General features: G+C 67.8%; 24 protein-coding genes and 1 pseudogene. 9 read left to right on the top strand and 16 right to left on the bottom strand.

Features of this window, described 5'->3' with window-relative positions; translation table 11 throughout:
• The first annotated feature begins 472 nt into the window (after positions 1–472).
• Positions 473–2,440, top strand: coding sequence for an asparagine synthase (glutamine-hydrolyzing) (asnB, locus tag ABZV44_RS38300; RefSeq protein ID WP_354847807.1), 1,968 nt, complete (start codon positions 473–475; stop codon positions 2,438–2,440).
• 87 nt (positions 2,441–2,527) lie between these two features.
• Here the strand turns inward: asnB and ABZV44_RS38295 are convergent, their stop codons facing one another.
• Positions 2,528–3,868: a DUF234 domain-containing protein gene (locus tag ABZV44_RS38295; protein WP_354847805.1), complete on the bottom strand. Its 1,341-nt coding sequence runs from the start codon at positions 3,866–3,868 to the stop codon at positions 2,528–2,530.
• 626 nt (positions 3,869–4,494) lie between these two features.
• Here ABZV44_RS38295 and ABZV44_RS38290 point away from each other — a divergent pair.
• Positions 4,495–5,916, top strand: a complete 1,422-nt coding sequence (locus ABZV44_RS38290) for a DUF1254 domain-containing protein (protein WP_354847802.1) — start codon at positions 4,495–4,497, stop codon at positions 5,914–5,916.
• A 28-nt stretch (positions 5,917–5,944) separates the two neighbouring features.
• Here the strand turns inward: ABZV44_RS38290 and ABZV44_RS38285 are convergent, their stop codons facing one another.
• From ABZV44_RS38285 to ABZV44_RS38275, 3 genes and pseudogenes are all read right to left on the bottom strand, one after another.
• Positions 5,945–6,607 carry a methionine ABC transporter permease gene (locus tag ABZV44_RS38285; protein ID WP_354847845.1) on the bottom strand — a complete coding sequence of 221 codons (663 nt, stop codon included), beginning with the start codon at positions 6,605–6,607 and terminating at the stop codon, positions 5,945–5,947.
• A gap of 365 nt (positions 6,608–6,972) precedes the next feature.
• Positions 6,973–8,001, bottom strand: a pseudogene (locus ABZV44_RS38280) (methionine ABC transporter ATP-binding protein); the annotation flags it as partial.
• A 14-nt stretch (positions 8,002–8,015) separates the two neighbouring features.
• Entirely contained in the window at positions 8,016–8,891 is an 876-nt protein-coding gene (locus ABZV44_RS38275) for a MetQ/NlpA family ABC transporter substrate-binding protein (protein WP_354847799.1), read from the bottom strand.
• Between the two features lie 147 nt (positions 8,892–9,038).
• Here ABZV44_RS38275 and ABZV44_RS38270 point away from each other — a divergent pair, with 147 nt between their 5' ends.
• On the top strand, positions 9,039–9,902 hold the full coding sequence (locus ABZV44_RS38270; RefSeq protein ID WP_354847796.1) for a MetQ/NlpA family ABC transporter substrate-binding protein: 864 nt from the start codon (positions 9,039–9,041) through the stop codon (positions 9,900–9,902).
• Between the two features lie 25 nt (positions 9,903–9,927).
• Here ABZV44_RS38270 and ABZV44_RS38265 read toward each other — a convergent pair whose 3' ends face one another.
• The 6 genes from ABZV44_RS38265 to ABZV44_RS38240 form a co-directional block, all read right to left on the bottom strand.
• Positions 9,928–10,893 carry a hypothetical protein gene (locus tag ABZV44_RS38265; RefSeq protein WP_354847793.1) on the bottom strand — a complete coding sequence of 322 codons (966 nt, stop codon included), beginning with the start codon at positions 10,891–10,893 and terminating at the stop codon, positions 9,928–9,930.
• 42 nt (positions 10,894–10,935) lie between these two features.
• Positions 10,936–11,742 carry a DUF4239 domain-containing protein gene (locus ABZV44_RS38260; protein ID WP_354847791.1) on the bottom strand — a complete coding sequence of 269 codons (807 nt, stop codon included), beginning with the start codon at positions 11,740–11,742 and terminating at the stop codon, positions 10,936–10,938.
• A 303-nt stretch (positions 11,743–12,045) separates the two neighbouring features.
• The gene (locus tag ABZV44_RS38255) at positions 12,046–12,792 is read right to left on the bottom strand and encodes an adenosylcobinamide-GDP ribazoletransferase (RefSeq protein ID WP_354847788.1); all 747 of its coding nucleotides are present in this window, start codon (positions 12,790–12,792) and stop codon (positions 12,046–12,048) included.
• 201 nt (positions 12,793–12,993) lie between these two features.
• Positions 12,994–15,030 carry a nicotinate-nucleotide--dimethylbenzimidazole phosphoribosyltransferase gene (cobT, locus tag ABZV44_RS38250; protein ID WP_354847785.1) on the bottom strand — a complete coding sequence of 679 codons (2,037 nt, stop codon included), beginning with the start codon at positions 15,028–15,030 and terminating at the stop codon, positions 12,994–12,996.
• A 97-nt stretch (positions 15,031–15,127) separates the two neighbouring features.
• A complete protein-coding gene (locus ABZV44_RS38245; protein ID WP_354847783.1) occupies positions 15,128–15,400 on the bottom strand; it encodes a hypothetical protein in 273 nt (90 codons plus the stop codon).
• A 60-nt stretch (positions 15,401–15,460) separates the two neighbouring features.
• A complete protein-coding gene (locus ABZV44_RS38240; RefSeq protein ID WP_354847780.1) occupies positions 15,461–16,426 on the bottom strand; it encodes a helix-turn-helix domain-containing protein in 966 nt (321 codons plus the stop codon).
• 86 nt (positions 16,427–16,512) lie between these two features.
• On the opposite strand from ABZV44_RS38240, the gene ABZV44_RS38235 reads away from it, so the two are divergent.
• Complete coding sequence (locus tag ABZV44_RS38235; protein WP_354847777.1) at positions 16,513–16,635, top strand: hypothetical protein; 123 nt, start codon at positions 16,513–16,515, stop codon at positions 16,633–16,635.
• Positions 16,632–16,856: a hypothetical protein gene (locus tag ABZV44_RS38230; protein ID WP_354847774.1), complete on the top strand. Its 225-nt coding sequence runs from the start codon at positions 16,632–16,634 to the stop codon at positions 16,854–16,856. The genes ABZV44_RS38235 and ABZV44_RS38230 overlap by 4 nt, the downstream gene beginning before the upstream one ends.
• A gap of 68 nt (positions 16,857–16,924) precedes the next feature.
• Here ABZV44_RS38230 and ABZV44_RS38225 read toward each other — a convergent pair whose 3' ends face one another.
• Positions 16,925–17,572: a DUF3043 domain-containing protein gene (locus ABZV44_RS38225; RefSeq protein WP_354847842.1), complete on the bottom strand. Its 648-nt coding sequence runs from the start codon at positions 17,570–17,572 to the stop codon at positions 16,925–16,927.
• 218 nt (positions 17,573–17,790) lie between these two features.
• Between ABZV44_RS38225 and ABZV44_RS38220 the strand changes: the two genes are divergently transcribed.
• Positions 17,791–18,141 carry an iron-sulfur cluster assembly accessory protein gene (locus ABZV44_RS38220; protein ID WP_033089671.1) on the top strand — a complete coding sequence of 117 codons (351 nt, stop codon included), beginning with the start codon at positions 17,791–17,793 and terminating at the stop codon, positions 18,139–18,141.
• A 204-nt stretch (positions 18,142–18,345) separates the two neighbouring features.
• Positions 18,346–19,311 (top strand): carbohydrate kinase family protein, encoded by a 966-nt coding sequence (locus ABZV44_RS38215; protein WP_354847771.1) that lies wholly within the window; start codon positions 18,346–18,348, stop codon positions 19,309–19,311.
• A 138-nt stretch (positions 19,312–19,449) separates the two neighbouring features.
• Here the strand turns inward: ABZV44_RS38215 and ABZV44_RS38210 are convergent, their stop codons facing one another.
• Both ABZV44_RS38210 and ABZV44_RS38205 read right to left on the bottom strand, forming a co-directional pair.
• A complete protein-coding gene (locus ABZV44_RS38210) occupies positions 19,450–19,704 on the bottom strand; it encodes a hypothetical protein (protein ID WP_354847768.1) in 255 nt (84 codons plus the stop codon).
• Positions 19,701–19,931, bottom strand: a complete 231-nt coding sequence (locus ABZV44_RS38205; protein ID WP_354847765.1) for a hypothetical protein — start codon at positions 19,929–19,931, stop codon at positions 19,701–19,703. Before ABZV44_RS38205 ends, ABZV44_RS38210 begins: the two co-directional genes overlap by 4 nt.
• Before the next feature lie 115 nt (positions 19,932–20,046).
• Here ABZV44_RS38205 and ABZV44_RS38200 point away from each other — a divergent pair, with 115 nt between their 5' ends.
• Positions 20,047–20,760: an MBL fold metallo-hydrolase gene (locus tag ABZV44_RS38200; protein ID WP_354847762.1), complete on the top strand. Its 714-nt coding sequence runs from the start codon at positions 20,047–20,049 to the stop codon at positions 20,758–20,760.
• A gap of 253 nt (positions 20,761–21,013) precedes the next feature.
• On the opposite strand, the gene ABZV44_RS38195 is transcribed toward ABZV44_RS38200, so the two are convergent.
• The gene (locus ABZV44_RS38195; RefSeq protein WP_354847759.1) at positions 21,014–22,117 is read right to left on the bottom strand and encodes a branched-chain amino acid aminotransferase; all 1,104 of its coding nucleotides are present in this window, start codon (positions 22,115–22,117) and stop codon (positions 21,014–21,016) included.
• Positions 22,118–22,229: 112 nt separating this feature from the next.
• On the opposite strand from ABZV44_RS38195, the gene ABZV44_RS38190 reads away from it, so the two are divergent.
• On the top strand, positions 22,230–23,066 hold the full coding sequence (locus ABZV44_RS38190; RefSeq protein ID WP_354847757.1) for a hypothetical protein: 837 nt from the start codon (positions 22,230–22,232) through the stop codon (positions 23,064–23,066).
• Positions 23,067–23,399: 333 nt separating this feature from the next.
• On the opposite strand, the gene gcvT is transcribed toward ABZV44_RS38190, so the two are convergent.
• Together gcvT and ABZV44_RS38180 are read right to left on the bottom strand one after the other, a co-directional pair.
• A complete protein-coding gene (gene gcvT, locus ABZV44_RS38185; protein ID WP_354847755.1) occupies positions 23,400–24,500 on the bottom strand; it encodes a glycine cleavage system aminomethyltransferase GcvT in 1,101 nt (366 codons plus the stop codon).
• Positions 24,501–24,732: 232 nt separating this feature from the next.
• On the bottom strand, positions 24,733–25,749 hold the full coding sequence (locus ABZV44_RS38180; protein WP_354847752.1) for an alpha/beta hydrolase family protein: 1,017 nt from the start codon (positions 25,747–25,749) through the stop codon (positions 24,733–24,735).
• Positions 25,750–25,776 lie beyond the last annotated feature (27 nt).

The following is a 25,776-nucleotide window of genomic DNA, read 5'->3' as shown; positions in this document are numbered from 1 at the left end:
ACGCTCAACGCCTTCCTGGTCGTCATTCCGACACCGCGTCGCCCGGACTCCCTTCCGCCGGGCGACACATTTTCAGCACAGTTCTGGACCTCGGGGAGGATACGCGCGAACGCGCAACCGACCCTGAGAGTTTCCCAAGTACTACGCAGCGTAGACCAAAGAACCGCCCCCGTTGTGACGGGGTCCCGTTCGACACGCTCTGTCCAACTCGCCTCCGCTTCGCTCCGGCTGTTCGCAGCCCTGTCACCTCGGTCTTCCCTCCTCCGCTCCTCCGCTTCGCTCCGGCTTCCGCGACAAGCGCGGGGAGGCGGAGCGCAGTCCAGACCGAGGCGGGCTGCGAACATTTCGGTGTTGGATACGGGCTGAGCATGATCCGCCCCGGTACGGCATACTCGGGCAGTAGGTTTCGCGTGCAGCGTGCCCGTACGGGTACGCCCCAATCCCTAGACCCCGGAAAGAGGTTCTCGGCGCAGTGTGTGGTCTGCTCGGATTTCTGACAGCTACAACGGCTACTACTCCGGATGGGCGGACGGTCGAAACCACCGCGGCACAGGTGTACGAGGCCCTGCACTGCCAGCGCCATCGTGGTCCCGACGAGCGCGGCACCTGGAACGACGACCGCATGATCTTCGGCTTCAACCGCCTGTCGATCATCGATATCGAGCACTCGCACCAGCCGCTGCGCTGGGGTCCGCCGGAGAACCCCGAGCGGTACGCCATGACCTTCAACGGCGAGATCTACAACTATCTCGAGCTGCGCGCCGAGCTGAAGGAGGCGCACGAGGCGGAGTTCGGCGATGAGCCGATGTTCCGCACCGAGGGCGACGGCGAGGCCATCATGGCTGCCTTCCACTACTGGGGCGCCAAGGCCCCGAGCCGGCTGCGCGGCATGTTCGCCTTCGCCATCTGGGACACCCAGTTGAACAAGCTGTTCCTGGCGCGCGACCCGTTCGGCATCAAGCCGCTGTTCATCGCCACCGGCGCCGGCGGCACCGCCTTCTCCAGCGAGAAGAAGAGCCTGCTGGGTCTGCTTCCGGCGCTGGAGCTTTCCGACGACCTGGACCCGCGCGCGCTCGAGCACTACACGGTGCTGCAGTACGTGCCCGAGGCCGAGACCCTGCACAAGGACGTCCGCCGCCTCGAATCCGGTTGCTACGCCTGGGTCGAGCCGGGCGAGACCCCGCGGGTGACCCGCTACTTCAACCCGCAGTTCCGGGTGCAGAAGTTCGCGGCGGGCTCGGAGGCCAAGCGGTACCGGGAGATCGCGGAGGCGCTCGAGGACTCCGTCGCCAAGCACATGCGCGCGGACGTCACCGTCGGCGCGTTCCTGTCCGGCGGCATCGACTCCACCGCCATTGCGGCGCTGGCCATCCGGCACAACCCGAACCTGCTGACCTTCACCTCGGCGTTCGAGCGGCAGGGCTACTCCGAGGCCGACGTGGCGGCCGAGACCGCGGAGGCCATCGGCGCCAAGCACTACATCCGCATGGTCTCCCCCGAGGAGTACGCGGCCGCCATTCCCGAGATCGTCTGGTACCTGGACGAACCCGTGGCCGACCCGGCGCTGGTGCCGCTGTACTTCGTGGCCAAGGAGGCCCGCAAGCACGTCAAGGTGGTGCTGTCGGGCGAGGGCTCCGACGAGCTGTTCGGCGGCTACACCATCTACCGGGAACCGCTGTCGCTCAAGCCCTTCGAGTTCCTGCCCAAGCCGCTGCGCAAGCTGGCGGGCAAGCTGTCGGACCGGATTCCGGAGGGCACCCGCGGCAAGAGCCTGCTGCACCGCGGCTCGCTCACCCTGGAGGAGCGCTACTACGGCAACGCCCGCAGCTTCAACGACGCCCAATTGCGTTCGGTGCTGCGGGAATTCCGCCCCGAGTGGACCCACCAGGACGTGACCGCCCCCATCTACGCGATGCAGGGCTACCACTGGGATCCGGTGGCGCGCATGCAGCACCTGGACCTGTTCACCTGGCTGCGCGGCGACATCCTGGTCAAGGCCGACAAGATGACCATGGCCAACTCCCTGGAACTGCGCGTCCCCTTCCTGGACCCCGAGGTCTTCAAGGTCGCCGAGAAGATCCCGGTCGACCAGAAGATCACCAAGGAAACCACCAAATACGCCCTGCGCCAGGCGCTCACGGACATCGTGCCCCCGCACGTCCTCAACCGCGCCAAGCTCGGCTTCCCGGTCCCCCTGCGCCACTGGCTGCGCGGCCCGGAGCTCTACGACTGGGCCCGCGCCCAGATCACCGAGTCCGGCACCGACCACCTGCTCAACAAGCAGGCCATCCTGGCCATGCTGGAGGCCCACCGCACCGGCCCGGTCGACCACAGCCGCCGCCTCTGGACCCTGATCGTCTTCATGATCTGGCACGGCATCTTCGTCGAGAACCGCATCAAGCCCGAGATCCAGGAACCGACCTACCCGGTCAACCTGTAGTTGGACTTCGCGTAAGGGCCGCGCACCCGGATGGGTGTGCGGCCCTTACATTTTCGGCGCGACGCCGCTCAGCCGATTCTTTGCTGTTCATTGCCAGGCACGCAGTAGATCTTCGGGCCCCCAGTGAGCCGCAAGCGGCAAGTCGCCGTGCACCCCGGAGCGCGAGACCGCCACCAAAGGGGTGTCGAACTGCGCGCCGGGCACGGCGAGCACACCGCGTGCGAGGGCATCGTAGTCGTGGCGATCGAATGGTCGATCCTCCAGCCATTTGATCGATCCGATGAAGTGCACTGCACCCGCGACGGGTTCGCGATCAGCACCGATCAAATCGAGCTCGGGATTGTTCTGCCGATTCCACCAGCCGCCCACTGCTTCGGTTTCCGGCCATCGGGCATTGGGCAGCAAGCGCAGCAGTGATTCCCGGATCACCGGTTCTACCGCGCGGCCACGCCACGTCGTCCACGAACGCTCGACCCGGTCCAATGCCAGATCGCCCCGGCCACGCTCGATGAGCGGAATTCCCCGCTCCAGAAAAGCCAGCCAGAAACGCAGATAGGAATCAGCGATTCGATAGCGCTTGTTCTTCGTGTCCGGCTTCGTGGACAGCGGCAGATCCGCGGCCACTATTCGCTTGGCCTGCAAGGTATTCAGCAACGGCGTCAACGTCCCGGCCGGCAGCACACCCGAACTGCCCGCCGCGGAAGCGATGGAACTGAAGGTGCGTTCACCGCTGCCGATCGCCTCCAGCACGGCACGCGAACGCGATGCCTCGGGAAACTCACCCAGCAGCGACAACTCGCCGGCCACCAGCAGCGGCGACAATGGATTCCTCGCTACCTCACGCAGGAAATCCGTGCGGCTCATGCCCGACTGCCAGGACTGAACGATTTCCGGGAATCCACCGGTGATCAACAACGCATCCAGCGCCTCGGCCGCCGGGAGTTCAGTCATGGCCTGTACATCCGCCAGATGCAGTGGCGCAACGGTCATTTTCGCTGCCCGCCCGAAGAATGGGCGGCCGTGCGTTTGCAGCGCTTCCATCACCGCGATGTCGCTGCCAACCAGTACCAGCAGCACCGGCTTGGCCGAGAGGTGCCGATCCCATACCGTCTGCAGCGCTCCCTCGAACTCGGAGTCCCGCTCCACCAACCAGGGCACTTCGTCGAGCACGACAATGCTCGCAGCGTCATCCGGCAATGCGATGGACAGGGTCCGCAACGCCTGGTTCCAATCGCCTGCCGATATCCCCGCGACCAATTCCGCCCCCGGCAGGGGCGACTGCGCCACGGTAGCCGCGAAGTCGCCTCGTTCGGCAGCTGGGTTTCGCCCCCGCGTTGCCTGGAAGACGAGATATGTCAGACCGGAACGGTCGCAGAACTCCTGCACCAGGCGTGACTTCCCAACCCGCCGCCGCCCGGTCACGACCACAGCACGTCCTCGAGTCGCCCCAGTCCCACCGGTCACAAGTTCCAGCTGCCGCATTAGCAGATCGAGGTCCGCCGCCCGCCCTCTGAACTCCACCCAAGCCTCCTACTCATAGGAGACTTCATCTTACATAGATTCAATCTAAGTTAGATCTAATCTATGTAACTTGCATCACCTGAATTCCGGCTGGTCGATGCCGGACGACTCGTGGGCCGATAGGCCAGGAAGCTGTACCCGTTCCGACGGATGTCGACGACCAGGTCGGTGTGCATCATCTGGCCCTGGGTCGGATGAGTGTGCGCCTCAACGAATCCCGGCAGCAGCGCACGCCCAGATCGACGATCTCGGTGCCGCCGCCGCTCCGGTCCAGCACCTGCACCCGCCGACGGCGATGATCCGGCCGTCGGTCACGGCGACATGGGTGGGATTCGGGTGGTTCGCGTCGCGGTGACGATCGGTCCACCGGTGCCGATCAGATCGGCCGAGCTCATTTTGCGCGCTCGTTCGCTGCCGCAGCAGTACGGTAACCACTGGTTAGCCACTGTACTTGCAGCGCTACTGCAATAGGGTGTTCGTATCACCGGAAGTCCTCCTCGCCACCACACCTTCTCGGAAAGGACTCGGTATCAATGGATCTCCCGTCCACTGGCGACGCCCCGCGCGTCAACCGCCGCACGGCCCTCGGACTCGGCGCCGCCGCGCTGGCCACCCTCGGACTGACCGCCTGCGGCACGTCGAGCAGCAGCTCGACCGCGACCAGCACCAGCCCGGCCGCCTCCCACGACCCCGGGGCCGTCGCCGCCGATGCCTACATCTTCGGGTTTCCGCTGGTGCTCATGGACGTCACCCGCGAAACCGGCGGCCCGGCCAATCAATTCGTGCACCAGAATCCGCCCACGCCGGAGGAGAAGCAGGTGGTCCGGCTCAACCTGGACACCCTCTACTCGCAGGCCTGGCTGGACCTGAGCACCGAGCCGATGGTGGTGCAGGTGCCCGCCATCGAATCCGGTCGATATTGGCTCATGCAGCTCCTGGACGCGTGGACCAACACGGTGCACGATCCGGCCGGCACGAACCCCCGGCTCGACGACGGGGTTCCCAATCCGCCGTATACCTATCTGGTCACCGGGCCGGGCTGGAAGGGCACGGTGCCCGACGGCATGACCCAGCTGGCCATGCCCACCGACACCAGCTGGTTGCTCGGCCGCATCGAGTACAAGGGCGACAACGACATCAAGCACGTGCGGGCTCTGCAGCAGAAGCTGAAGCTGGCCCCGCTGAGCGTCTGGAGCGACGACCCGAGCGCGGTGCACGGCGGCCCGGGCGCCCAGCTCGCAGGCGGCGGCGTCCCGGCCCAGATGGTGATGAAGATGGACGGCCCCACCTTCTTCACCCGCATGTGCGCGGTGATGGCCCGCAACCCGCCCGCGCCCGATGACGCCGACGCCATGAAGCGATTCGCCGCCATCGGCATCACCACCGACGCCACCGCGAGCACCGCGCCCCCGGACGTCCTCACCGCGGCCGTCGCCGATGCCCGCAAACGGCTCGCCGCCTACCGGGACCCCAAGGCCCAGCATCAGAACGACTGGACCTTCGATCTCGATATCGGTACGTACGGCACGAACTACATGTTGCGCGCGCAGGTCGCGGCGGTCGGCCTGGGCGCGAATCTGCCTCGGGACGCGGTGTACCCGAGCATCGACACGAAGGCCGAGAGCGGCAACCGATTCCGGGTGACCTTCGCCAAGGATCAGCTACCGCCGGTCGACGCGTTCTGGTCGCTCACGGCCTATGACGAGGAGAGCTACCTGATCCAGAATCCGGCGGGCATCTACTCGGTGGGCCACCTGGTGCCGCTCAAACCCGCCGCCGACGGCACGGTCGAGATCGCCGTGCAGAGCGCCGATCCCGGCGCGGACGTGCCCGACGGGCACTGGCTGCCCATTCCGGAGACCGGCCCGTTCTCCCTCACCCTGCGGCTATACGCGCCGAAAGACGAGGTGCTCAACGGACAGTGGCAGGTCCCGAAGCTGGAGAAGCTGAGCTGACCGATGTCCCGCCGGGTCGCACGCGTCCTCACCGGCGCAGCACCCGGCGGGCCAGCCAGTTGCCGAGGAACTGAATCCCCTGCACCCCGGCGATAATGATCAGCGTCGCCACCACGGTGACCTGCCAGTCGAACCGCTGATAGCCGTACACCAGCGCGAAGTCGCCCAACCCGCCCCCGCCGACCGTCCCGGCCATCGCGGACATATCGACAATGGCGATGACAACGAAGGTGTACCCGAGCACCAAGGGCCCCAACGCTTCCGGGATCAGCAGAGTGAGAATGATCCGCAGCGGCCCCGCCCCCATCGACCGCGCCGCCTCGATCACCCCCGGATCCACGGTCACCAGATTCTGCTCGACAATCCGCGCGATCCCGAACGAAGCGGCCACGATCATCACGAACGCCGCCGCATCCGTCCCGATCGTCGTCCCGATCACCTTCAGCGTCACCGGCCCCAGCGCGGCCAGCAAGATGATGAACGGAATCGGCCGCACCACATTCACCAGCACGTTCAACACCAGATTGATCGGCGCATTCGCCAGCAACCCACCCTTCCGCGTCGTATAGAGCGCGGTCCCCAACGCCAGCCCAATGGTGCCGCCGACAACAAAGGTGAGCAGCACCAGGTAGATCGTGGTCCCGACAGCCTCACTGAGCACAGGCCGCAGCCGATCCCAATCCGTATGCACGGCAGCCAGACTGCTCACAGCGCCACTCATGCACTCCTCCGATCGTTCTCAGCCTCCACCGTCGCCGCATTGTCGGCGGCCGCCTTCTCCACTACTGGCGTCTCGACACTCCTCGCCACCTCGGCAGCCACCCCATGCTCCGACTCCCGAGTGCGGACTTTCCCCGCCGCCGAGACCACACCATCCACCACGGCCTCCGCGTTCCGCTCCACGGGCGCGGCGAGATCCACTGCCGCCCCCGGGCGAACGGGCGGCCGCGACTCGAAACGCTCGGCCGTAGCCGAATCGGCGCCGTCGGCGGACGCGGTTGCTGTGCCATCCGTGGCTGCCGTCCCGGCGCGTGCGGGGGCCGTTGTCGTGGCGCGGGCGGCGAGGCGCTCGGCCACTTGACGCACGGCGTCCTCGGGGCCGTCCAGGGCGAGGGTCAGACTGCCGAAAGTCTTGTCCTGCAAGGTGCTGACGCCGCCGAAGACGATCTCGAAGCTCACGCCCTGGGCTGCGGCGGCGGCCAGGGCCGGACCGATCCCGTGCTCGTCGTCGACGGCAACGGTCACCAGGCGGCCGGCGCGCCGCTCTCCCAGCCGCTGCAGTTCGTCGGCGGTCGGACGGTTGTGCAGGACCGTCTCCACGAATGATCGGGTGGGTGGGGCGGCGGGTGCGGAGAACACCTCGAACGTGCTGGCCAACTCCACGATTCGGCCCTCGGCCAGCACTGCGACGCGGTCTGCCACCGCGCGAATGACGTCCATTTCGTGGGTGATGACCACGATGGTGACGCCGAGCTCGCGGTTGATCTTCTTCAGCAGTCGCAGCACCTCGCCGGTGGTCTCCGGGTCCAGCGCCGAGGTCGCCTCGTCGGCGAGCAGTAGTGACGGCGAGGTGGCCAGTGCCCGGGCGATGCCAACTCGCTGTTTCTGGCCGCCGGACAAATGGTCCGGGTAGCTGCGCGCTTTGTCCGAAAGCCCCACGAACTCCAGCAGTTCCGACACGCGCGCCTTCCGCCGCGCGCGTGGCCAGCCCGCCACTTTCAACGGGTATTCGATATTGCCGGCGGCGGTGCGCGAGCGGAACAGGTTGAACTGCTGGAACACCATGCCGATATCGCGGCGCAGCTGCCGCACCCGCGATTCCGGGACGCCGGTGATGGGGTCTCCGGAGACGAGCACGGTGCCGTCGGTGGGCTGCTCCAGGGCGTTGATCAGCCGGACCAGCGTGGACTTGCCCGCGCCGGAATAGCCGATCACACCGAAGATCTCGCCCTGCTCGATGCGCAGGTCGATGCCGTCGAGCGCCGTGTGGCGCTGCTTACCGGTCCGGAAAACCTTGGTGACCGACCGGAATTCGACTGCCGCGACGGAGCTCCCGCCGGTCGCGGCCGAATTCTCGCCGGTCACGGCACCGCCGTCGCTCACTTGGTGTCGCGGATCGTCTGCTGCACCCGCGCCAGGATCTGCTCCAGCTCGGGCCCGTTCTTGGTCACTTCGAGCGCGGTGCCCTTGGAATCCTCCTGCACCGACTTCTGCACCTCGGGGCTGTGGAAGATGTCCACCAGCTTCAGGTAGGTGGCATTGCCCTTGTCCGCGGCCCGGGTCACGAAGGCGTTGATGTACGGCTCGGCGCCGGGATTGCCCGGATCATCCTTGTACAAAGCGGATTTCGGATCGATGCCGGACTTGAGCAGGTAGGTGTTGTTGACGACGGACCCGTCCACCGACTCCAGTGACAGCGCCGTCTGCGCCGCGTCGACCGCGGTCACCTTCACCTTGGACGCGCCCTTGTCCACATCGGCGGGCGTCGGCTGGCGAACGGCCCCGTTGATCTTCAGCAGTCCGGCCGCCTGCAGGACGAACAGCGCCCGCGCCTGATTGGTCGGATCGTTCGGAATGGCGATCTCCCCGCCCTGCGGGATCTCTGCCACCGACTTGTGCTTCTTCGAGTACAACCCCAGCGGGACGATCTGCGTGGCCCCGATCGGCGTCAGATCCTGATTGTTGGCCACGTTGTACTGCCCCAGGAACTGCAGGTGCTGGAACAGATTCACATCGATCTGCTGCTGCGCCAGCGCCGTATTCGGCTGCGAGTAGTCCGAGTAGTGAACGATATTCAGGTTGATGCCCTGTTCCTTGGCCTTGTCCTTGAAGACGTCCCAGTGCGGATCGGACTCGGTGGTGCCGATGCGCACCGTGGTGCCGCCGGAGTCGCCGCTGCTGCCGCAGGCCGTGAGGGTGAGGCTCGCGACGGCTGCTACCAGGACCGGGATCGCCAGTACCCGATGGAATTTCACTCGTGCTCCCGCATGCTTGTACTGCTTCGTGACTGGTGGAAATCGAACCCGGCCATGCAACCGTGCGGGCAATCGCCGGGCAATGATTGCGATCCCGGGGAGCCAAACGCTTCCGGCCGCGACGACCGCTCGCCTACGGTGCCTGAAATGCGAAGATTCCGCCGTTTCCTGGTGATTCCGGTCCTGTTCGCGCTGGCCCTGACGGCCGCCTGTGGCACGGAACACCACGGCGACGTGGTCCGCATCGGCGTGAACGATCTCTCACAACCGCACTGGGACGTGTTCAAGAGGAAGGCCGCCGCAGCGGGCATCACGGTCGAGTTCACCAATTTCACCGACTACAACCAGCCGAATCCGGCGCTGTCCCAGGGCCGCATCGACCTCAACAAGTTCCAGCACATCCGGTATCTGGCCAACTACAACGCCCGCAACAACGACACGCTCGTACCGATCGGGGCTACGGAGGTCTACCCGCTGGGCCTGTATTCGAAGAAGCACAGGTCCGTGTCGGAGATCCCCCAGGGCGGGGAGATCACCCTGAGCAACAATCCCGCCAACCAGGTGCGGCCGCTGCTCAACCTGGCCGCCGCCGGGCTGATCGTGCTGAAGAACGGCGGCTCGTGGGATTCGAAGCTCGAGGACGTCGACAAGTCCGCCTCCAAGGTGCGGCTCACCGCCATCGACCCGACGCTGACCGCCGCGTCACTGGACAGCGTGGATGCCGCCTATGTCGACGACACCTGGGCGCGGCAGTCGGGGCTGACCAATGATCAGATCATCTACACCGATGACCCGAACCGTCCGGACCTGAAGCAGTACATCAATATCTTCGCCGCACGGGCCGCCGACAAGGACAACCCCAAGTACGTGCAGCTGACGCAGATCTACCACGACCCGGAGGTGGAGGCGGCGATCAAGGCCGAGGCCGGATTCCAGGGCATTTTCAAGACCAACACCGCGGCCGATCTCCAGGCCACCGCGACTGATCTGGAAGCCAAATTCCGGCAATGACTTTCGGCCAGTCGACGCGTGCCCGCTAGTCGACCGCTCCGCGGTGGGCGCGGGCAAGGCGGGCACGGGCCCCGGCGATGATGGTGATGATCATGACCGTCATGACCTGGAGAGCGGTCAGGGGCATCCGTTGCTCGGGTGGAATGGGGGCGGCGTATTCGACGGGCGGCGGTGGGGGCGGCAGCGGCGGAACCGGCACCGGGGCAGGTGGAATCGCCGCAGGCGCCGGTACGGGTATCGGTGCGGCCGCGGGCACAATGGCAGGCGCGGGCGGGATCTGCAGCGGGATACCGGGTCCCGGCGCCATGGGCACCGGCAGCATGAGCATGCAGGTCAGCAGCGCGCTTCCGGTGGCGGCGCTGCCCACCGCCACGCTGCCCGCTCCGGCCGAGCCCGGCCCGACCAGCCCGCTGGACCCGGGCACGAAGCCGGGGCCGATCAACCCCGAGCCCATGCTGCTGCCGGTCAGAATGCCCAAACCCAGTGCCGCACTGCCCAGCACAGCGCTGCCCGCACAGGCGGTGAGCATGCTGCCCGAGTTCAGGCCGAGCAGGCCGCCGAGAGTGTTCGGGACGGCGGCCGGGCTCTCCGTGGCCGGTCCGGGTATTGCGAGATCCGCTGTGCGCGGCGCGGTTCCGTCCGCTGGTTCGGCGCTGCCGGACGCGCCGGTACCGAGCGGGACTCCGGCCACCGGACTCTGCGCCAGTCCCGCCGAGCTGCCGGTGATGGCCCCGCCCTTGCCCGCGCCGCCCTGGCTACCGGTGTAGCTGCTGCCCGTGCCGAGCCCGAGCGCGCTCCCGGTGGACGCGTCGATCGGTGCGGCCCCGGTATCCGGAGCCGCACTGCCGGTAATGATCTCACCGATCAGCGGCAGCTCCGGGAGTCCGGGATCGGCGGCCGCGACCTTCGGATGAATGGCGAGCAGTGCCGCGGTCAGTGGCACCGCTGTTGCCGCCGCGAATCCTCGTGCTGTTCTTCGAGTTCCGTTCACGCTGCCTCCGAAAGCCAAGTGCGGGTTGCTCGGTCGAGCAGATCAGCGCGGATTGCCGCCGCTCGCCACCGGCGCGTCCGAGGCGATGTGCTGGAAGCGGGCCAGGGCCAGCTCGTAGGCGTCCTTGGAGACGTGGTTGCCGCCCGAGAACGGCTGGTCCAGCTGGTAGATGGCCACGATGACCGCGCCGATCACCACACCGAAGAGTCCGGTCATGAGGATGCTGCGCTTGGTGACCACCACGCCGGAGAAGACCGTGCCGAACAGCAGCATCACGGTCGCGAACCACAGTGCCACATAAAGGAATCCAGGCAGTCGGTATGCAGCATCCAGCCCGCGGTCATAGCGAGCTTCGGCGATCGCGTCCACCGCGGTGAGCGCCTTGTCCTGGGTCGACTTGGCATCGGCGTCGGTGACGGGCGCGGAGGCCACCGCCTGGCGGAGATCGTCCAGCGTCGCCTGCGCGGCCGGGCTCAGCCGCCGCTGCTCGTCCATCACCTTCCACTCGTCGCCCATTACCTGCTTGGTGTAGCCGGTCACCAGCGACTGGATCTGCTTACGATCCTGCGCCGGCATGTCATTGGCGGTCTCGTACACGCTGACCAGCGCCTTGCCCTCGCTCACCGTGTGCTCATGGGAGGTGTCGTACTGCTCCCAGAGGATCACCACCACGAACGCCACAATGGCCGCGAAGAACATATTGACCATGTCCAGCATCATGTGCCCCGCCCCCGCATCGTCGCTGTGCCGCCACGACTTCGGCCGCACCCGATCCCCGACGACGAAGACCCCGACCGCCACCACCGCGAACAACACCAGCACACCCAGCTGCGTAAGGATTCCGAGCATTGCACGACTCCATTCCCACCCATGGCAGTTGCGATCATGAGGTATTCGCGGCCACCGGGCGGTCGGATCGCGAAGCACAAACGAACTGCCACCCGGTCTCGACGAATGCGGCAAATCCACTGCGCGCCTCGACATTTCCCACACTCGGGCGTGTCGCACTACTCATCGACTGAGCCCAACGGATGCTCCCCGCCGACACCTTCGTCCCGACTCCCGCGAGCTTGACGCCGGCTGCCGAATTCCCGGCCGATACCACCGACCTTCAGCCCATGCACTTGGCGGCGAGGAATCCCGCAGCCGCGCCTAGCGGGCGAACGACAGCACTGCGGCAGCGACCGTGACGCTCACTTCCAGTGCAGCACCGAGCACGTCACCGTTGAGGCCGCCGAACCGCCGCACACAGTGCCGCACCAGCAACATCGCCCCTGCCAGCGCCACCACCACGGCCAGTGGCCCCTGCCACGGATTCCTGGTGGCGAACACCGCTGCGAGACACGCGATCCCACCCCAGACCCAACCCAGAACGGGATGCTGCGTCCCCGCCACCAGCGCCCCGAATCCTGCACCCGGTGCCGCCTCGATCCCTCTCCGGCAGGCCAGCACAACCGCGACCCGCCCGACAGCGACCGCGACCACCACCGAGAGCCACCGCCCACCCCCGGCCAGCGCCCCCAGTGAAACCGCCTGAATCCCAATGACGAACACCAACGCCGCCACCCCGAACGGCCCCGCCCCACCACTCTTCATAATCTCGCGGGCCCGCTCCGGCGACCCATAACTCCCGAGCCCATCCATGGTGTCGGCCAGCCCGTCGATATGCATCCCCCGCGTGATCAACGCCAGCCCGGCCACCGCCACAAACCCGGCCAGCAGCCACCCGGCCCCCAATTCACCCAGCCCCCACAGCAATCCGGCACCCAGTCCCCCGAACACCACCCCGACCAGCGGCGCCCACGCAATCGCCCGCCCCGCCACGCCCCGATCCACCTCGTCCGGCCCCCGCACCGGCAGCACGGTCAACCACGACACCGCCAGCCGAACCGCATTCACGCAATCCCCCTGAACCGTTCCCACACCGCCCATTGCGCAGCTCCGACCACCCCGGCGCCGGGCACATCGGCGGAGCTGCCGTGTGCGCGCTGGTCGCGGGCGGCGGCATTCGGCCGGGACGTTACGACCGCATGGCGTCGTACCGGGTTGCGCGGCACCGCGTCTCGCGAGGCGGGGCTCGGTGCCGCGAGCGGTGGGGTGCTAGGCACCGGCGGCTTCGGCGCCCGTGTCGGCGGTGCTGACTCCGGCGGAGTCGAAGGTCGCCATTTCGCCGAGGGTGGCGACGGCGGCGCGGAGGAGCGGGAGGGCCGCGACCGCGCCGGAGCCTTCGCCCAGGCGCATGCTCATGTCGACCAGCGGCTCGAGGTCGAGGCGCTGGAGGGCGATGGTGTGGGAGGGCTCGCTGGAGCGGTGACCCGCCACCCACCAGGCGCGGGCGCCCGGGGCCAGTTGGTCGGCGACCACGGCGGCGGCGGTGACCACGACGCCGTCCAGGATGACCGGGGTGCGGCGGGCCGCGGCGCGGGCGAGGAAGCCGGCCATGGCGGCGAAGTCCGCGCCGGATGCGGTGCGCAGCAGGGCAACCGGGTCCTTGACGACCGGGCGGGCCCGCCACATGGCGTCGCGGACGGCGGCGGTCTTGCGGATCCATCCGGCGTCGTCGACGCCGGTGCCGCGGCCGACGGCGATCACCGGCTCGGTGTCGGTGACGGCCGCGATCAGCACGGTGGCGGGTGTGGTGTTGCCGATGCCCATGTCACCGGCGATGAGAAGGTCGGCGCCGGAATCGATTTCCTCGTCGGCGATGGTCGCGCCCGCGGTCAGCGCCGCCTGCACCTCGGCCTCGGTCAGCGCGTCCTCACGATCGATGGAGCCGCTGGACCGCCGCACCTTGTGCCGCGAGATCTCCGGCGCGGTATCGGAATCCACCGCGATGTCCTCGACCCGGACGGTGGCGTCGGCCAGGCGCGCCAGCACATTCACCGCGGCCCCGCCGTTCAGGAAGTTGGCGACCATCTGCCCGGTCACCTCGCTCGGGTAGGCCGACACCCCGTGCTGCGCCACCCCGTGATCGCCCGCGAAGACCACCACCCGAGCCCGCTCGAACTGCTTGGGCGGGCACACCCCCTGGCATGCCGCGACCCAGTTGGCCAGCTTCTCCAGCCGCCCCAGCGCCCCGGCGGGTTTGGTCAGCTGCAACTGCCGCTCCTCCGCGGCCTTCCGCACCCCGGCGTCGGGACCCTGCACCGGCCCGAACGAAATCCGCACGGGCTTGGTCAGAACCGGGGCACCTGAGACGTCCCCGGCCGCACTCGCGCGGTCCGCACCGGCGGTCGCGGTATCTGCCCCGACCGCCGTCGCATTGTCCTGCTCGGTCGAAGTGCCAACTGCCGCCGCGGCACCCGGTGCGGCCGCGGTCGCCGCCCCGGCGGCCGTCGTTCCCAGTTCCGCGTTGCGCGGCCCGCTTCCAGCCGCAGCCGCCGCGTCGCCCGCACCAACCCCCGCATCGCTCGCCGGAGCCGCCGGGGCCGCTGCGGGCACTGCACCGCTGCCGACCGATCCAGCCTGCGCGGTAGCGGCCGAAACCGGCTGCACCGCAGCTCCATCCGCGTCGGCACCGTAACCCTGGGCCGAAGTCGCCACTGCGGCGGCAGAAGTCGCTGCGGCCGCATCCGCGAGCGCGGCCGCGACATCGGGCTTGATCCGCATCGCCTGCCCGGCCACCACCAGGAAGACCTCGTCGCAGACCTCCGCGAGCCGCTGGTTCAGCGTGCCGATCTCATCGCGGAACAGACGGCCGGAGGCGGTCGCCGGGATGACGCCGAGCCCCACCTCGGGGCTGACGAGGATCAGCCGCTGCCCGTATCCGGCCACCGCGCTGACGAGCGCATCGATATCCGGCGCGACAATGCCTCGCGGCGACTCCCAGGCGGCGCGCGCATCGAGCCGCGCGGTCAGCCAGGTGCCCAGGTCGTCGACCAGGGTGACGGGGGTGGCCTCGGCCAGTGCGGCGACGGCGTCGCCCTCCACGATCGTCCAGTTCGCGGGCCGCCGAGCCCGGTGCGCCGCAATACGTTCGGCGAAGTCGGCGTCGGCCGGATCGGCCACCGCGGTGGCTACATACCGCACCGCCTCCGACGCGACCAACTGTTCCGCGTAAGCCGACTTCCCGGACCGGGCGCCACCGAGCACCAGGGTCCGCAACGGCCGATCGGTTGTCTGAGCAGTGTGCGACACGTCAGCACGGTATCAACTGTGCCTGTGCTCCGGCCGAGTAGGCACGACCATCACACGCCTGCGGACCGCGGTCTCACCGCCCGCGTCCGGGTGCGGCTCAGGAGCTCTGCGCGTTGTGCACGCACATGACCTTCGGGTCCTTGGCGGTATACGACCAGTCCGTGCCCTGCGGGCAGTCCGATCGATGGTTCACACCCGCGATGATCTTGCCGTCGTGCCGCCCCGAGCAGGGCGCCGGCTTCACATGCGGATCGGGCGAAGTCCCCACCACACAGTCCCCCGCCGCATTCCGCGGATCCTTGCACCCGGCGGCCCCACCGGCCACCAGCACCGCCAAGGGCGCGGCCGCGATCATCACTCCCCAACGCACGGTGGCGCATCGTAGCCGTAGGCACCGCTTCGGACAGCGCCTGTTTCAGGCACCGCCCATTCAAGACACGCGAGCGCCGAACCGCCGCCGGTACTCGACGGGCGCGATCCCCACCACCCGCTGGAAGTGATGCCGCAGCAGCGCCCCGGACCCGAATCCGCAACGGTGAGCGAGGGATTCGAGATCCAGGTCGGTGTCCTCCAGCAACTGCTTGGCCAGCAGCACCCGCTGCCCGGTCAGCCATTTCACCGGCGTCGTCCCGGTCTCGGCCGCGAAGCGGCGCGCGAACGTGCGCGTCGACATGGCGCTACGCGCGGCCAGCGCTTCGACCGTGTGCGGCAGTTCCAGATGCTCACCCATCCAGTGCAGGGTCTCGCTGAGGCTGTCGGAATCGCAGTCCACCACCGGCCGCTCGATGAACTGCCGCTGTCCGCCATCGCGTTGCGGCGGCACCACCATGCGACGGGCGATGGCGTTGGCGACGCTGCTGCCCAGTTCGCGCCGCACCAGATGCAGGCAGGCGTCGATGCCGGCCGCGGTGCCCGCGCTGGTGATGAGATTGCCCTCGTCCACGTACAGGACATCGGGATCGATGGTGGCCTGTGGAAACTGTTCCGCCAGCAGATCGACGTACCGCCAGTGCGTGGTGCACTTACGCCCGTCGAGCAGTCCGGCCGCGCCCGCGAGGAAGGCCCCCGAGCACACCGTGAGCACCGTGGCCCCGGCCTGCGCGGCGTCCCACACGGCATCCACCACACGCCGATCGAAGGGGTTGTCCGCGAAGATCGGAAAGGCCGGAATGGCAACCAGATCCGCGTCGCGCAACTCCTCGAGCCCGTACTCCGGGGTCACGTGAATGCCCGGTGAGCTGGACTTCAGCGGTTTCCCCGGCTCCGCGCCACAGACCCGATAGTCGAAGGCGGGCAGTCCGTCCGCGGTCCGGTCGAGGCCGAAAACCTCACAGACGACGCCGAATTCGAACATGGCGAGGTTGTCGTTGAGTACGACGGCGACCTTCGAGAGCATGGTCCGATCCCCTCTGGCCGGATATTTGCGAACAATGTCAGAACAGCCACTGTTGGCAGGAACTTCCCTAGAGAAAACTTACTGCCATGCAAGCACTGTCCGCAATCGTCGCAGCCGGAACCGCCATGGCAGCGCTGGGCACCCTGACCTTCGGCTTCATGTCCGGAGACACCACCGAACCCCTCGATGAGAGCGAGATCCGCGCATGACCACCATCACCTCCGGCCAGTTCCGCACCGCGACCGGCGCCCCCGAGGCAGTCACCCTGTTCCGCCGCATCGTCGCACTGCTGGCCGCGGCCGGCCGGGCCGTCCCCTTCCACCGCGAAAACGCTTGGGACATGGCCGGTTCCAGCCAGGTCGTCGACCGCGACCGTGACCGCATGGCGCTCGAGATCCGCGCCCTGTCGACCTACCGCGAACACAACTGACGGGCGGTGAGACACCGCCCGTCAGGGAATTCATCCAGCGCCGTCAGCGCCGACGGCAGCAGCGGCAATCAGACCGCGTCGCCCGGGCTCACCTGCGGCTTCGGGGCGCGCATGCGGCGCACCTGCGAGGCGCGCACGAAGGCGTACCAGCCCAGCGAGAACGAGGAATCGGCAGTGTCCGGGTAGCGCTCCCGAACCCGCTTGTTCACGATCCGGCCGAGGACGACGCCCTCGATGATCATGAACAGCATCATCACCAGCATGGCCAGCGTGACGATCGCCTGCAGCGCCGGCGACAGGATCATGCTGAGGATCAGCACCAGCGCCAGCGGCATGAACAGGCCGAGCAGATTGCGGCGCGCGTCCACGATGTCGCGGACGTACTTCTTGACCGGGCCCTTGTCGCGCGGGAGCAGGAACTGCTCCTCACCGGCGAGCATGCGCGAGCGCCGATCGTTCATATCGGCCTTGCGCTCGGCCGAGGACGCCTTGCGCTCCTCCCTGGTCCCGCGCAGCGCCTTGCGGCGGGCGCGGGCCTCCTTGGCGGTCTTGGGCGCGGGCGCCACCGGACCGCGGCGGCGGCCCTCGGCTTCCCGCCGCGACGGGGTCGGCCGCCCTTTACCCAGGGTGACGGTCTTGTCCTCCACCGCGGCGACGGCATCGGTGCTGGAGCTGTCGGAGGTGGGGGTGGACTCGCCACGGCGCAGGAACTTCACGCCGACCAGGCTATTCGATGGCATGTCTGCCGGAAAATCCTGGTCTGCCGGATTGTTGTGTCGCACACCTCACCAGCTATCTGTCAGCGACTGCACAACCTGGGCCGTCCGGGGAATACGCGCCGCGTAGGATGGGGAATAGCCGCCTGCCAGCAGGTGTTGGTAGCCATCGAGCCGTGCGCCTTCACGGGTTGAAAACAGGTCCCTTAGGAGAGTTCATGACTGTGCAGAACGAGACCACCACTCACGGTGTGACTCTGACCGACGCCGCCGCCTCGAAGGCGAAGGCGCTGCTGGATCAGGAAGGCCGCGACGATCTCGCCCTTCGCATCGCCGTCCAGCCCGGTGGTTGTGCGGGCCTCCGCTACCAGCTCTTCTTCGACGACCGCAGCCTCGACGGCGACCTGGTCGTGGAGTTCGGCGGCGTCAAGCTCGCGGTCGACCGCATGAGCGCCCCCTACGTGCAGGGTGCCTCGATCGACTTCGTCGACACCATCGAGAAGCAGGGTTTCACCATCGACAACCCGAACGCCACCGGCTCCTGCGCCTGCGGCGACAGCTTCAACTGACATAGCGTCCGCCAGCGCGGAACGTCCGACACCGGATGTTCCGCGCTGTTGTGTGCGCTGACTCATACGAGATCTGGAATACCCTGTCCCGGACAGAGTAGTTTCGAACTGCGGCCCTGTCGGCCGCGTCATCCACCGCCGGCCCCCGCGTCTGTCATCTCCGTATCCCGGTGCGCAGCCGCACGTCACCGAAGGATCTACCCCGTGACCATCGCCGTGTCCGCTTCCATCGCGACCGATCACCTCATGCGTTTCCCGGGCAAGTTCTCCGATGTGCTGCTGGCCGACCAGCTGCAGCACGTGTCGCTCAGCTTCCTCGTCGATGATCTGGTCATCCGCAGGGGCGGCGTGGCCGGCAACATCAGCTACGCCATGGGCGTGCTGGGCCGCACCCCGCTGCTGGTCGGCGCCGTCGGCCAGGACTGGGGCGAGTACCGGAAGTGGTTGGAGGACAACGGCGTCGACTGTTCGGCCGTGCGCGTCTCCACCGAGGCCCACACCGCGCGCTTCGTTTGCACCACCGACGAGACCATGGCCCAGATCGCCTCCTTCTACCCGGGCGCCATGACCGAGTCCCGCGAGATCGACATCACCCAGCTGGGCCGCGACCTGGATCTGGTGCTCATCGGCGCCGACGACCCGGAAGCGATGCTGCGCCACACCGATCAGTGCCGCACCGCCGGAATCCGCTTCGCCGCCGACCCTTCCCAGCAGCTGGCGCTGGTGGACGGCGAGACCATCCTGCGTCTCATCGACGGCGCGGACTACCTGTTCACCAATGAGTACGAATGGGGCATCATGCTCCAGAAGTCCGGTCTGAGCGAGGCGGAAATCGGTGAGCGCGTGGGCATTCGCGTCACCACCCTGGGCTCGAAGGGCGCCAAGGTCGTCGACCGCGACGGCACCGAACTGCACGTCGACGTGGTCCCCGACATCGCCAAGGTCGACCCGACCGGCGTCGGCGACGGCTTCCGCGCGGGCTTCCTCACCGGCCAGTCCGCGGGCCTGTCCCTGGAGCGCTCGGCCCAGCTCGGCTCGCTGGTGGCGGTCCTGGTCCTGGAAACCGTTGGCCCCCAGGACTGGAGGCTCGACCACGACGCCGCCATGAAGCGCCTGCGCGAGGCCTACGGCCCCGAAGCCGTGGACGAGATCGAAGCCATCCTGCGCTGACCAGCCACGACAATTACCGTATCTGCACGCCGACCATGTAATCGGCGTGCAGATACTTGTCGCGGCAAGAATGTCCGCCCTCTTCACCGAACCTCGGAAGGCGAAGGTCGGCACCGAAGTCTCGAGTGCGACCGGACCTCAGACCCCGAACACCTCGCTGGCAGAGCATGCTGTCGCGGCCCTGACGAGCCATACGTCGAGCTGCTCGATATCAGTGCACGCCCCGACGCGAGCGACGGTCGACTCATCCACGGTGATCCCCCTGCTCCGCAAGACTGCCAGCAGCGCCTTGGCATCCCCTTTGGCCTCCCCTCTGGCCTGGCCCTCAGCTTCGCCCCGACTGAAGTAACGCCGAGCGAACTCGCTCTTGTACTTGTATGTTCCGGCGGTCATAAGGCTCTCCAAGAAGCAGCCAATTGCGGTGTGGTGCCGGTGGCCAGCACGATCACGGCATCGGCGCGGTACTCGGTGGGGTCGATATCGGGGCAGTCACCGGATTCCAGTCGCGCATGGTCGAATTCGGGTAGGGGGATATCGGTCACCAGTGGCAGTAGTTCGGCGACGAGTTGCGGGCGGTGCCGGAACAGGTCGATGACGACTTCATGCAGGACCGAGGGCATGGCGGCAGATCAGCAACACCGACCGACAACAAATCCCCTGGTCAAACGGCAATTTCGGACATATTGCCCGGATCCGGATGCTTGGTTTTGACGGGCGGGCAATACGCTGTCAGGCATGGCCTCCGACCGTTTGTACTTTCGCCAGTTGCTCTCCGGGCGCGACTGGGCCGTGGGCGATCCGATCGCCACGCAGATGCGCAACTTCGCCTACCTGATCGGGGATCGGGACAGCGGTGAATGCGTGGTCGTCGACCCCGCGTACGAGGCGGGGCAGCTGGCCGACATCGCCGAGGCCGACGGCATGCGGCTGACCGGAGTGCTGGCCACCCACCACCACCCCGACCACGTCGGCGGCACCATGATGGGCTTCACCCTGCGCGGGGTGAAGGAGTTGCTGGAGAAGACCGATGTGGCGGTCCACGTCAATGCCGAGGAACTGCCCTGGGTCGCCAATGTCACCGGCATCGCGCCCAGCGAGCTGACCGGTCACGCGCACGGCGACAAGGTCGCGGTCGGCGACTTCGAGATCGAACTCCTGCACACCCCCGGCCACACGCCGGGCAGCCAGTGCTTCCTGTTCGAGGACCGGCTGATCGCGGGCGACACCCTGTTCGTCGACGGCTGCGGCCGCACCGACTTCCCCGGCGGCGACTCCGACGCCATGTTCCGCAGCCTGCGCTACCTGGCCGATCTGAAGTCGAACCCGACGGTCTACCCGGGCCACTGGTACTCGGACGAGCCCAGCGCGTCGCTCACCCACATCAAGGAACACAACTACGTCATGCGCCCCCAGACCCTGGAGCAGTGGCACATGTTCATGCCCAGCTGACCCTGTGCCGCAAGCGGTGTATCGGCCCAGATGCCCTGTGCTGATGTGTCGCTTGGCAGGTCGGCGGAAGCGAGCGCCTTGAAACCGCGAGGCCTTGCACACGCGGCCATCGGGAACGCCCGCCACAACCATTGCGCCCCGCTGCTCGTCCCCGCGACACCAGGTTCAGCGGTAGGTGCTGCTCCCGCACCATGAAATGTCCACGCCCGCCCCAAATGCTCTCGGGGCGGGCGCTTTTCGTTCGGCGGGCCGGTCAGGCCATGGTGCGCAGCCAGCCGTGGCTGTCGGCGAAGGTGCCGCGCTGGATGCCGGTGAGGCTCTCGCGCAGCGCCATGGTCACCTCGCCGGGTTCGCCGTTGTTGCCGATGGTGAATTCACCGTCGGCGGAGCGGACCGAGCCGACCGGGATGACCACGGCTGCGGTGCCGCAACCGAAAACCTCGGTGATCTCACCGGATTCGACGCCGCTCTTCCATTCCTCGACGGAGATCTTCCGCTCCTCGACCTTGTAGCCGGAGTCGGCGGCCAGGGTGATGAGCGAGTCGCGGGTGATGCCGGGGAGCAGCGAGCCGGACAGCTCGGGGGTCACCAGGCGGGCGTCGGAGCCGCTGCCGAAGACGAAGAAGAGGTTGTTGGTGCCCATCTCCTCCACATAGCTGTGCTCGCAGGCGTCCAGCCACACCACCTGGTCGCAGCCCTTCTCGGCGGCCTGCTGCTGGGCCAGCAGCGAGGCGGCGTAGTTGCCCGCCACCTTGGCCTCACCGGTGCCGCCGGGAGCCGCGCGCACATATTCGGTGGACAGCCACACCTTGACCGGCTTCAGGCCGCGCGGGAAGTACGCGCCGGCGGGACCGCCGAGCAGCAGGTACTTGTAGGAGGAGGCGGGCTTCACGCCCAGCCCGACCTCGGTGGAGAACATGAACGGCCGCAGGTACAGCGACTCCTCGCCGCCGGCGGCGGGCACCCAGTCCGCGTCCACCTCGAGCAGCTGGCGGATCGATTCGATGAACAGTTCTTCGGGCAGCTGCGCCATCGCCATGCGCGCGGCGGAGCGGCGGAAACGCGCGGCATTGGCATCCACCCGGAAGGTGGCGATGCTGCCGTCGGCCTGACGGTAGGCCTTCAGACCCTCGAAGATGGCCTGGCCGTAGTGGAACACCATGGTGGCCGGGTCCATGGCCAGCGACCCGTAGGGCTCGACGCGGCCGTTGGTCCACTGCCCGTCCACGTAATCCATCGACACCATGTGATCGGTGAAGTAGCGCCCGAACCCCGGCTCCGCGAGAATCTCCTGCCGCCGCTCCGCCGGTAGTGGCGCGGGATGCGGTACACGGGTGAACTGTGCGGCAAGAGTCATGACCGGGAGTCTAATTCGCCGCCCTCGACCGGATGGTCCGGGCTACCCCTGTCGACCGGCCGGACGGTTCGGTGACCGGCCGCCGTCGCTGCCCCTGGATAGGGTGGGCGACGTGTATCCGGAGCATCCGCTGTCGAAGCCGCCCAGTTCGCACCGGCCCCTGATGATCGCGCTGATCGCAGTGAGCGTGCTGGGCCTGGTCGCCATCCTCGTCGTAGCAGCGCTGACGCCCGCACACACCGTGACCGGAACCGCGCTGCCCGCAGACCAATACGGGCCGCAGGACACCGCGACCCGCGCCAAACCGCTACCCACCACGACGGCGAGCGCACCGAGATCCACCATCGCGTCGCTCACGCCGGGATGGCAGACGTCCTACTCCATCTCACGCAATGCCGTGTACGACGTGCCGCAGGACTGGACGGTCCCGACACCGACCACCATCGTCGGCTTCGAGGGCGGCGGCGGACGCGTGGTGATGAGCGGTGCCGCGGAACTCTCCCCGAAGGCGTGCGACGGCCACCACTCGAAAGCCATCGCGGGCGTGACGGGCTCGAAACTGGGCGACGTGTCCGCCGCCGCCAAAGACGTGGCCGGCAGTTGGGCCACCGTGGCCGGAGCCAATGACGACCGCCCCAACTCCACCTACACGATGAGCAACGTCGAAACCCTTACGGTGCAGGGCAAACCCGCCGCACGCGTGACAGCGACCCTCGCCAACCCGGGCCCGAACGACTGCTCGCACCCGGCCGCCTCGATCGTCCACGCCGTCGCGGTGCCCGGCAACAACGGCCAGTCCGTGGTCATGGTCCTCTACGCTGATCAGGGCACGGACGGCACGGCCACCGACGACACCATCCGAACGATGTTCAACTCCCTCCGCCCTGCCGGACTCGACGCCGCAGCCTGCAAACAGGACAACGACGTCGTCGGCACTTGGTGCGGCTGACACCCAGAGCGGCATGAGCCCTGGTGCAGCAGCCGGGACTCCGATGCAGTCGCGACTCTGGGGGCGGGCCGTGGGCTCTGAAAGGGTGAGGCCTCGTGCGGCCGGGGAATTGTTGTGGCCGAGGCCAAATACGGCTGGGGATCTGGGTTCAGCTGAGGCGATGGCGCGGCCGGACGCTTGTCCGGCGACCAGGCTGGTCGCGGCGAAGTGATCCAGGAAAAGCCTGGGAACCGCCGCCACGACCGACCGGCCCCCACCAGTCGTCCACAACGCGCGCGATGGCGTCGTAGTCGCCAGAGGCGGCTGGTCGGATTCGCGGCTCAGGAAACCTGATCAGGCAGTGCGGGTTTCGACGAACGGGGGGCGGATGACCTCGCAGCGCAGACGGCGGCCGCGGACGTCGACCTCGACCTCGTCGCCGGGCTCGAGGCCCGCGGCGGTGTCGAGGAGGGCCAGGGCGATGCCGACCTTGAGGGAGGGCGAGAAGGTGCCGGAGGTGGTTTCGCCGACCTGGGCGTCACCACGCATCACGGTCTGGCCCTGCCGGAGCACGCCCCGGTCGATCGCCTTGAGCCCCATCAGGATTCGACGGGGACCGGCCGCCTTTTCCGCCTCCAGCGCCGACTTGCCCCAGAACTCGGGCTTCTTCCAGCCGACGGCCCAGCCGGTGCGGGCCTGCAGCGGCGAAATGTCCAGGGACAGTTCGTGTCCGTGCAGCGGGTAGCCCATCTCGGTGCGCAGGGTGTCGCGCGCGCCGAGTCCGGCGGGCTGGCCGCCAGCGGCCTGCACCTCGCTCACCAGCGCGCGGAAGACGGCCTCGGCGTCCGCCCAGCGGGGCAGCAGCTCGTAGCCGTGCTCACCGGTGTAGCCGGTGCGGCACACCCGGATCGGGCGACCGTCCCACTCGGCGTCGGCGTAGGCCATGTACTCCATGTCGGTCGGCAGGCCGAGCTTGGCGAGGACTTCCGCCGACCGCGGGCCCTGCACGGCGAAGACCGCGTACCCGCGATGCTCGTCGGTGACTGTGATGCCCTCCGGCGCGACCTTCTGCAGCTCCGCCACCACGGTCGCGGTATTCGCCGCATTGGGTACCAGGAAGATCTCGTCATCGCTCACGTAGTAGGCGATGAGGTCGTCGATGACCCCGCCCTCCGGCGTGCAGCACAGCGTGTACTGCGCCTTTCCCGGGCGAATCCGATTCAGGTCATTGGTGAGTGCCGAGTTCACGAAGGCCGCGGCACCCGCACCCTTGACTGTCGCCTTGCCGAGATGGCTGACGTCGAAAAGCCCGACAGCGGTACGGACCGCCGTGTGCTCCCCCACGGTCCCCGCGTACGAAACGGGCATCTCCCACCCCCCGAACGGAGCGAAGGTAGCGCCCAGCTCGACATGGACGGCGTGGATGGGTCCCTGCAGCAGCTTCTCGTCGGTCACCCGGAGCAGCTTATCGGCCCGCCCGCACCCGAGTGACAGCGGAACCGAACGGGTGGCCATCCGGCGTGGTGCCTCGATTCGCCGGCCGAAGCTGCGAGTCACACGCCGAGCCTGCGAGCCACACGCCGAGCCTGCGAGTCACACGCTGAGCCTCCGAGCCACACGCCGAGCCTCCGAGCCACACGCCGAGCCTCCGCACACGCCGAGCCTCCGCACACGCCGAGCCTGCGAGTCACACGCCGAGGCTGCGAGCGATTCCGGGCCAGGCGTTGTGAAAGTCGACCTGCCACGAGGACCAGTTGTGGCCGCCGCCGGGGAGGTAGTCGAATGTGGCCGGGATGTCCAGGTCTTCGATGCTGGATTGCAGCGCGCGGGTGCAGGTTTCAACGGTGGATTCCAGTGCTGTGCTGGACGCGCCGACTTGGCCACCGCCTGCCGCGGCCGGGTTCGCGCCGGTTCCAGCCGCCAAATAGAGGTCGATGCCACGGAGTTTCTCGAGGTTGGCGGGGGTGGACGGGTCATTCGCGGTCCAGGCCGGGGAGCCATCGACACCCCAGATGTTCCACGGGTTGCCGCCGCCGGAGAGAACCGTGGCCTGCAGGTAGCGGCGGCCGGGGTCGGTGCTGGTCTGGGCGCAGCCGCTGAACGACCCGACGCTCTGGTAGAGGCCGGGGGCGGATTCGGCGAGGGCGAGGGCCGAGGTGGCCGACATCGACACTCCCGCAAGGGCATTGCGGCCGGACGAGCCGAGGGCCGAGTCCATGACGGGCGGGAGTTCCTGGGTGAGGAAAGTGGTCCACTTGTTGCGGCCGAGCATGGGGTCGTCGGACTGCCAGTCGGTGTAATAGGTGTAGCGGCCGTCCAGGACGTTCACCACGTTGACGTTCTGGTCGGCCAGGAAATCGACGACATCGGTGCGGGTTTCCCAGGAGACCTCGTTGCCACTCCCATCGATGCCATCCTCTGCGCCATTGAGCAGATACACCGTCGGACGCGGCGTGGAATTGTCGGCGGCACGAATGACCGAGAGTTCGATGACACGGTTCATCGCAGCCGAATACACGAATACGGCGGATTTGCGATCATCCCGCTGCACCAGATGGTCGATATGCGAGCCGTCGGCCGCGAATGCCGCGCCGGAATCCAGCGGTTCCACAGCGGACGCAATCCCCGGCACCACAGCAAAGCCCGCCGCCACCAGGGCGATTCCCACCGCCACCCACCGACGCCGACCACCTGCACTCGTCATTTCCGCCTCTAACTCATCCGACCGATT

This window comes from Nocardia sp. NPDC004860 (genome assembly GCF_040609015.1).
Taxonomy (GTDB): domain Bacteria; phylum Actinomycetota; class Actinomycetes; order Mycobacteriales; family Mycobacteriaceae; genus Nocardia.
This window is presented reverse-complemented; position numbering and strand designations above follow the sequence as displayed.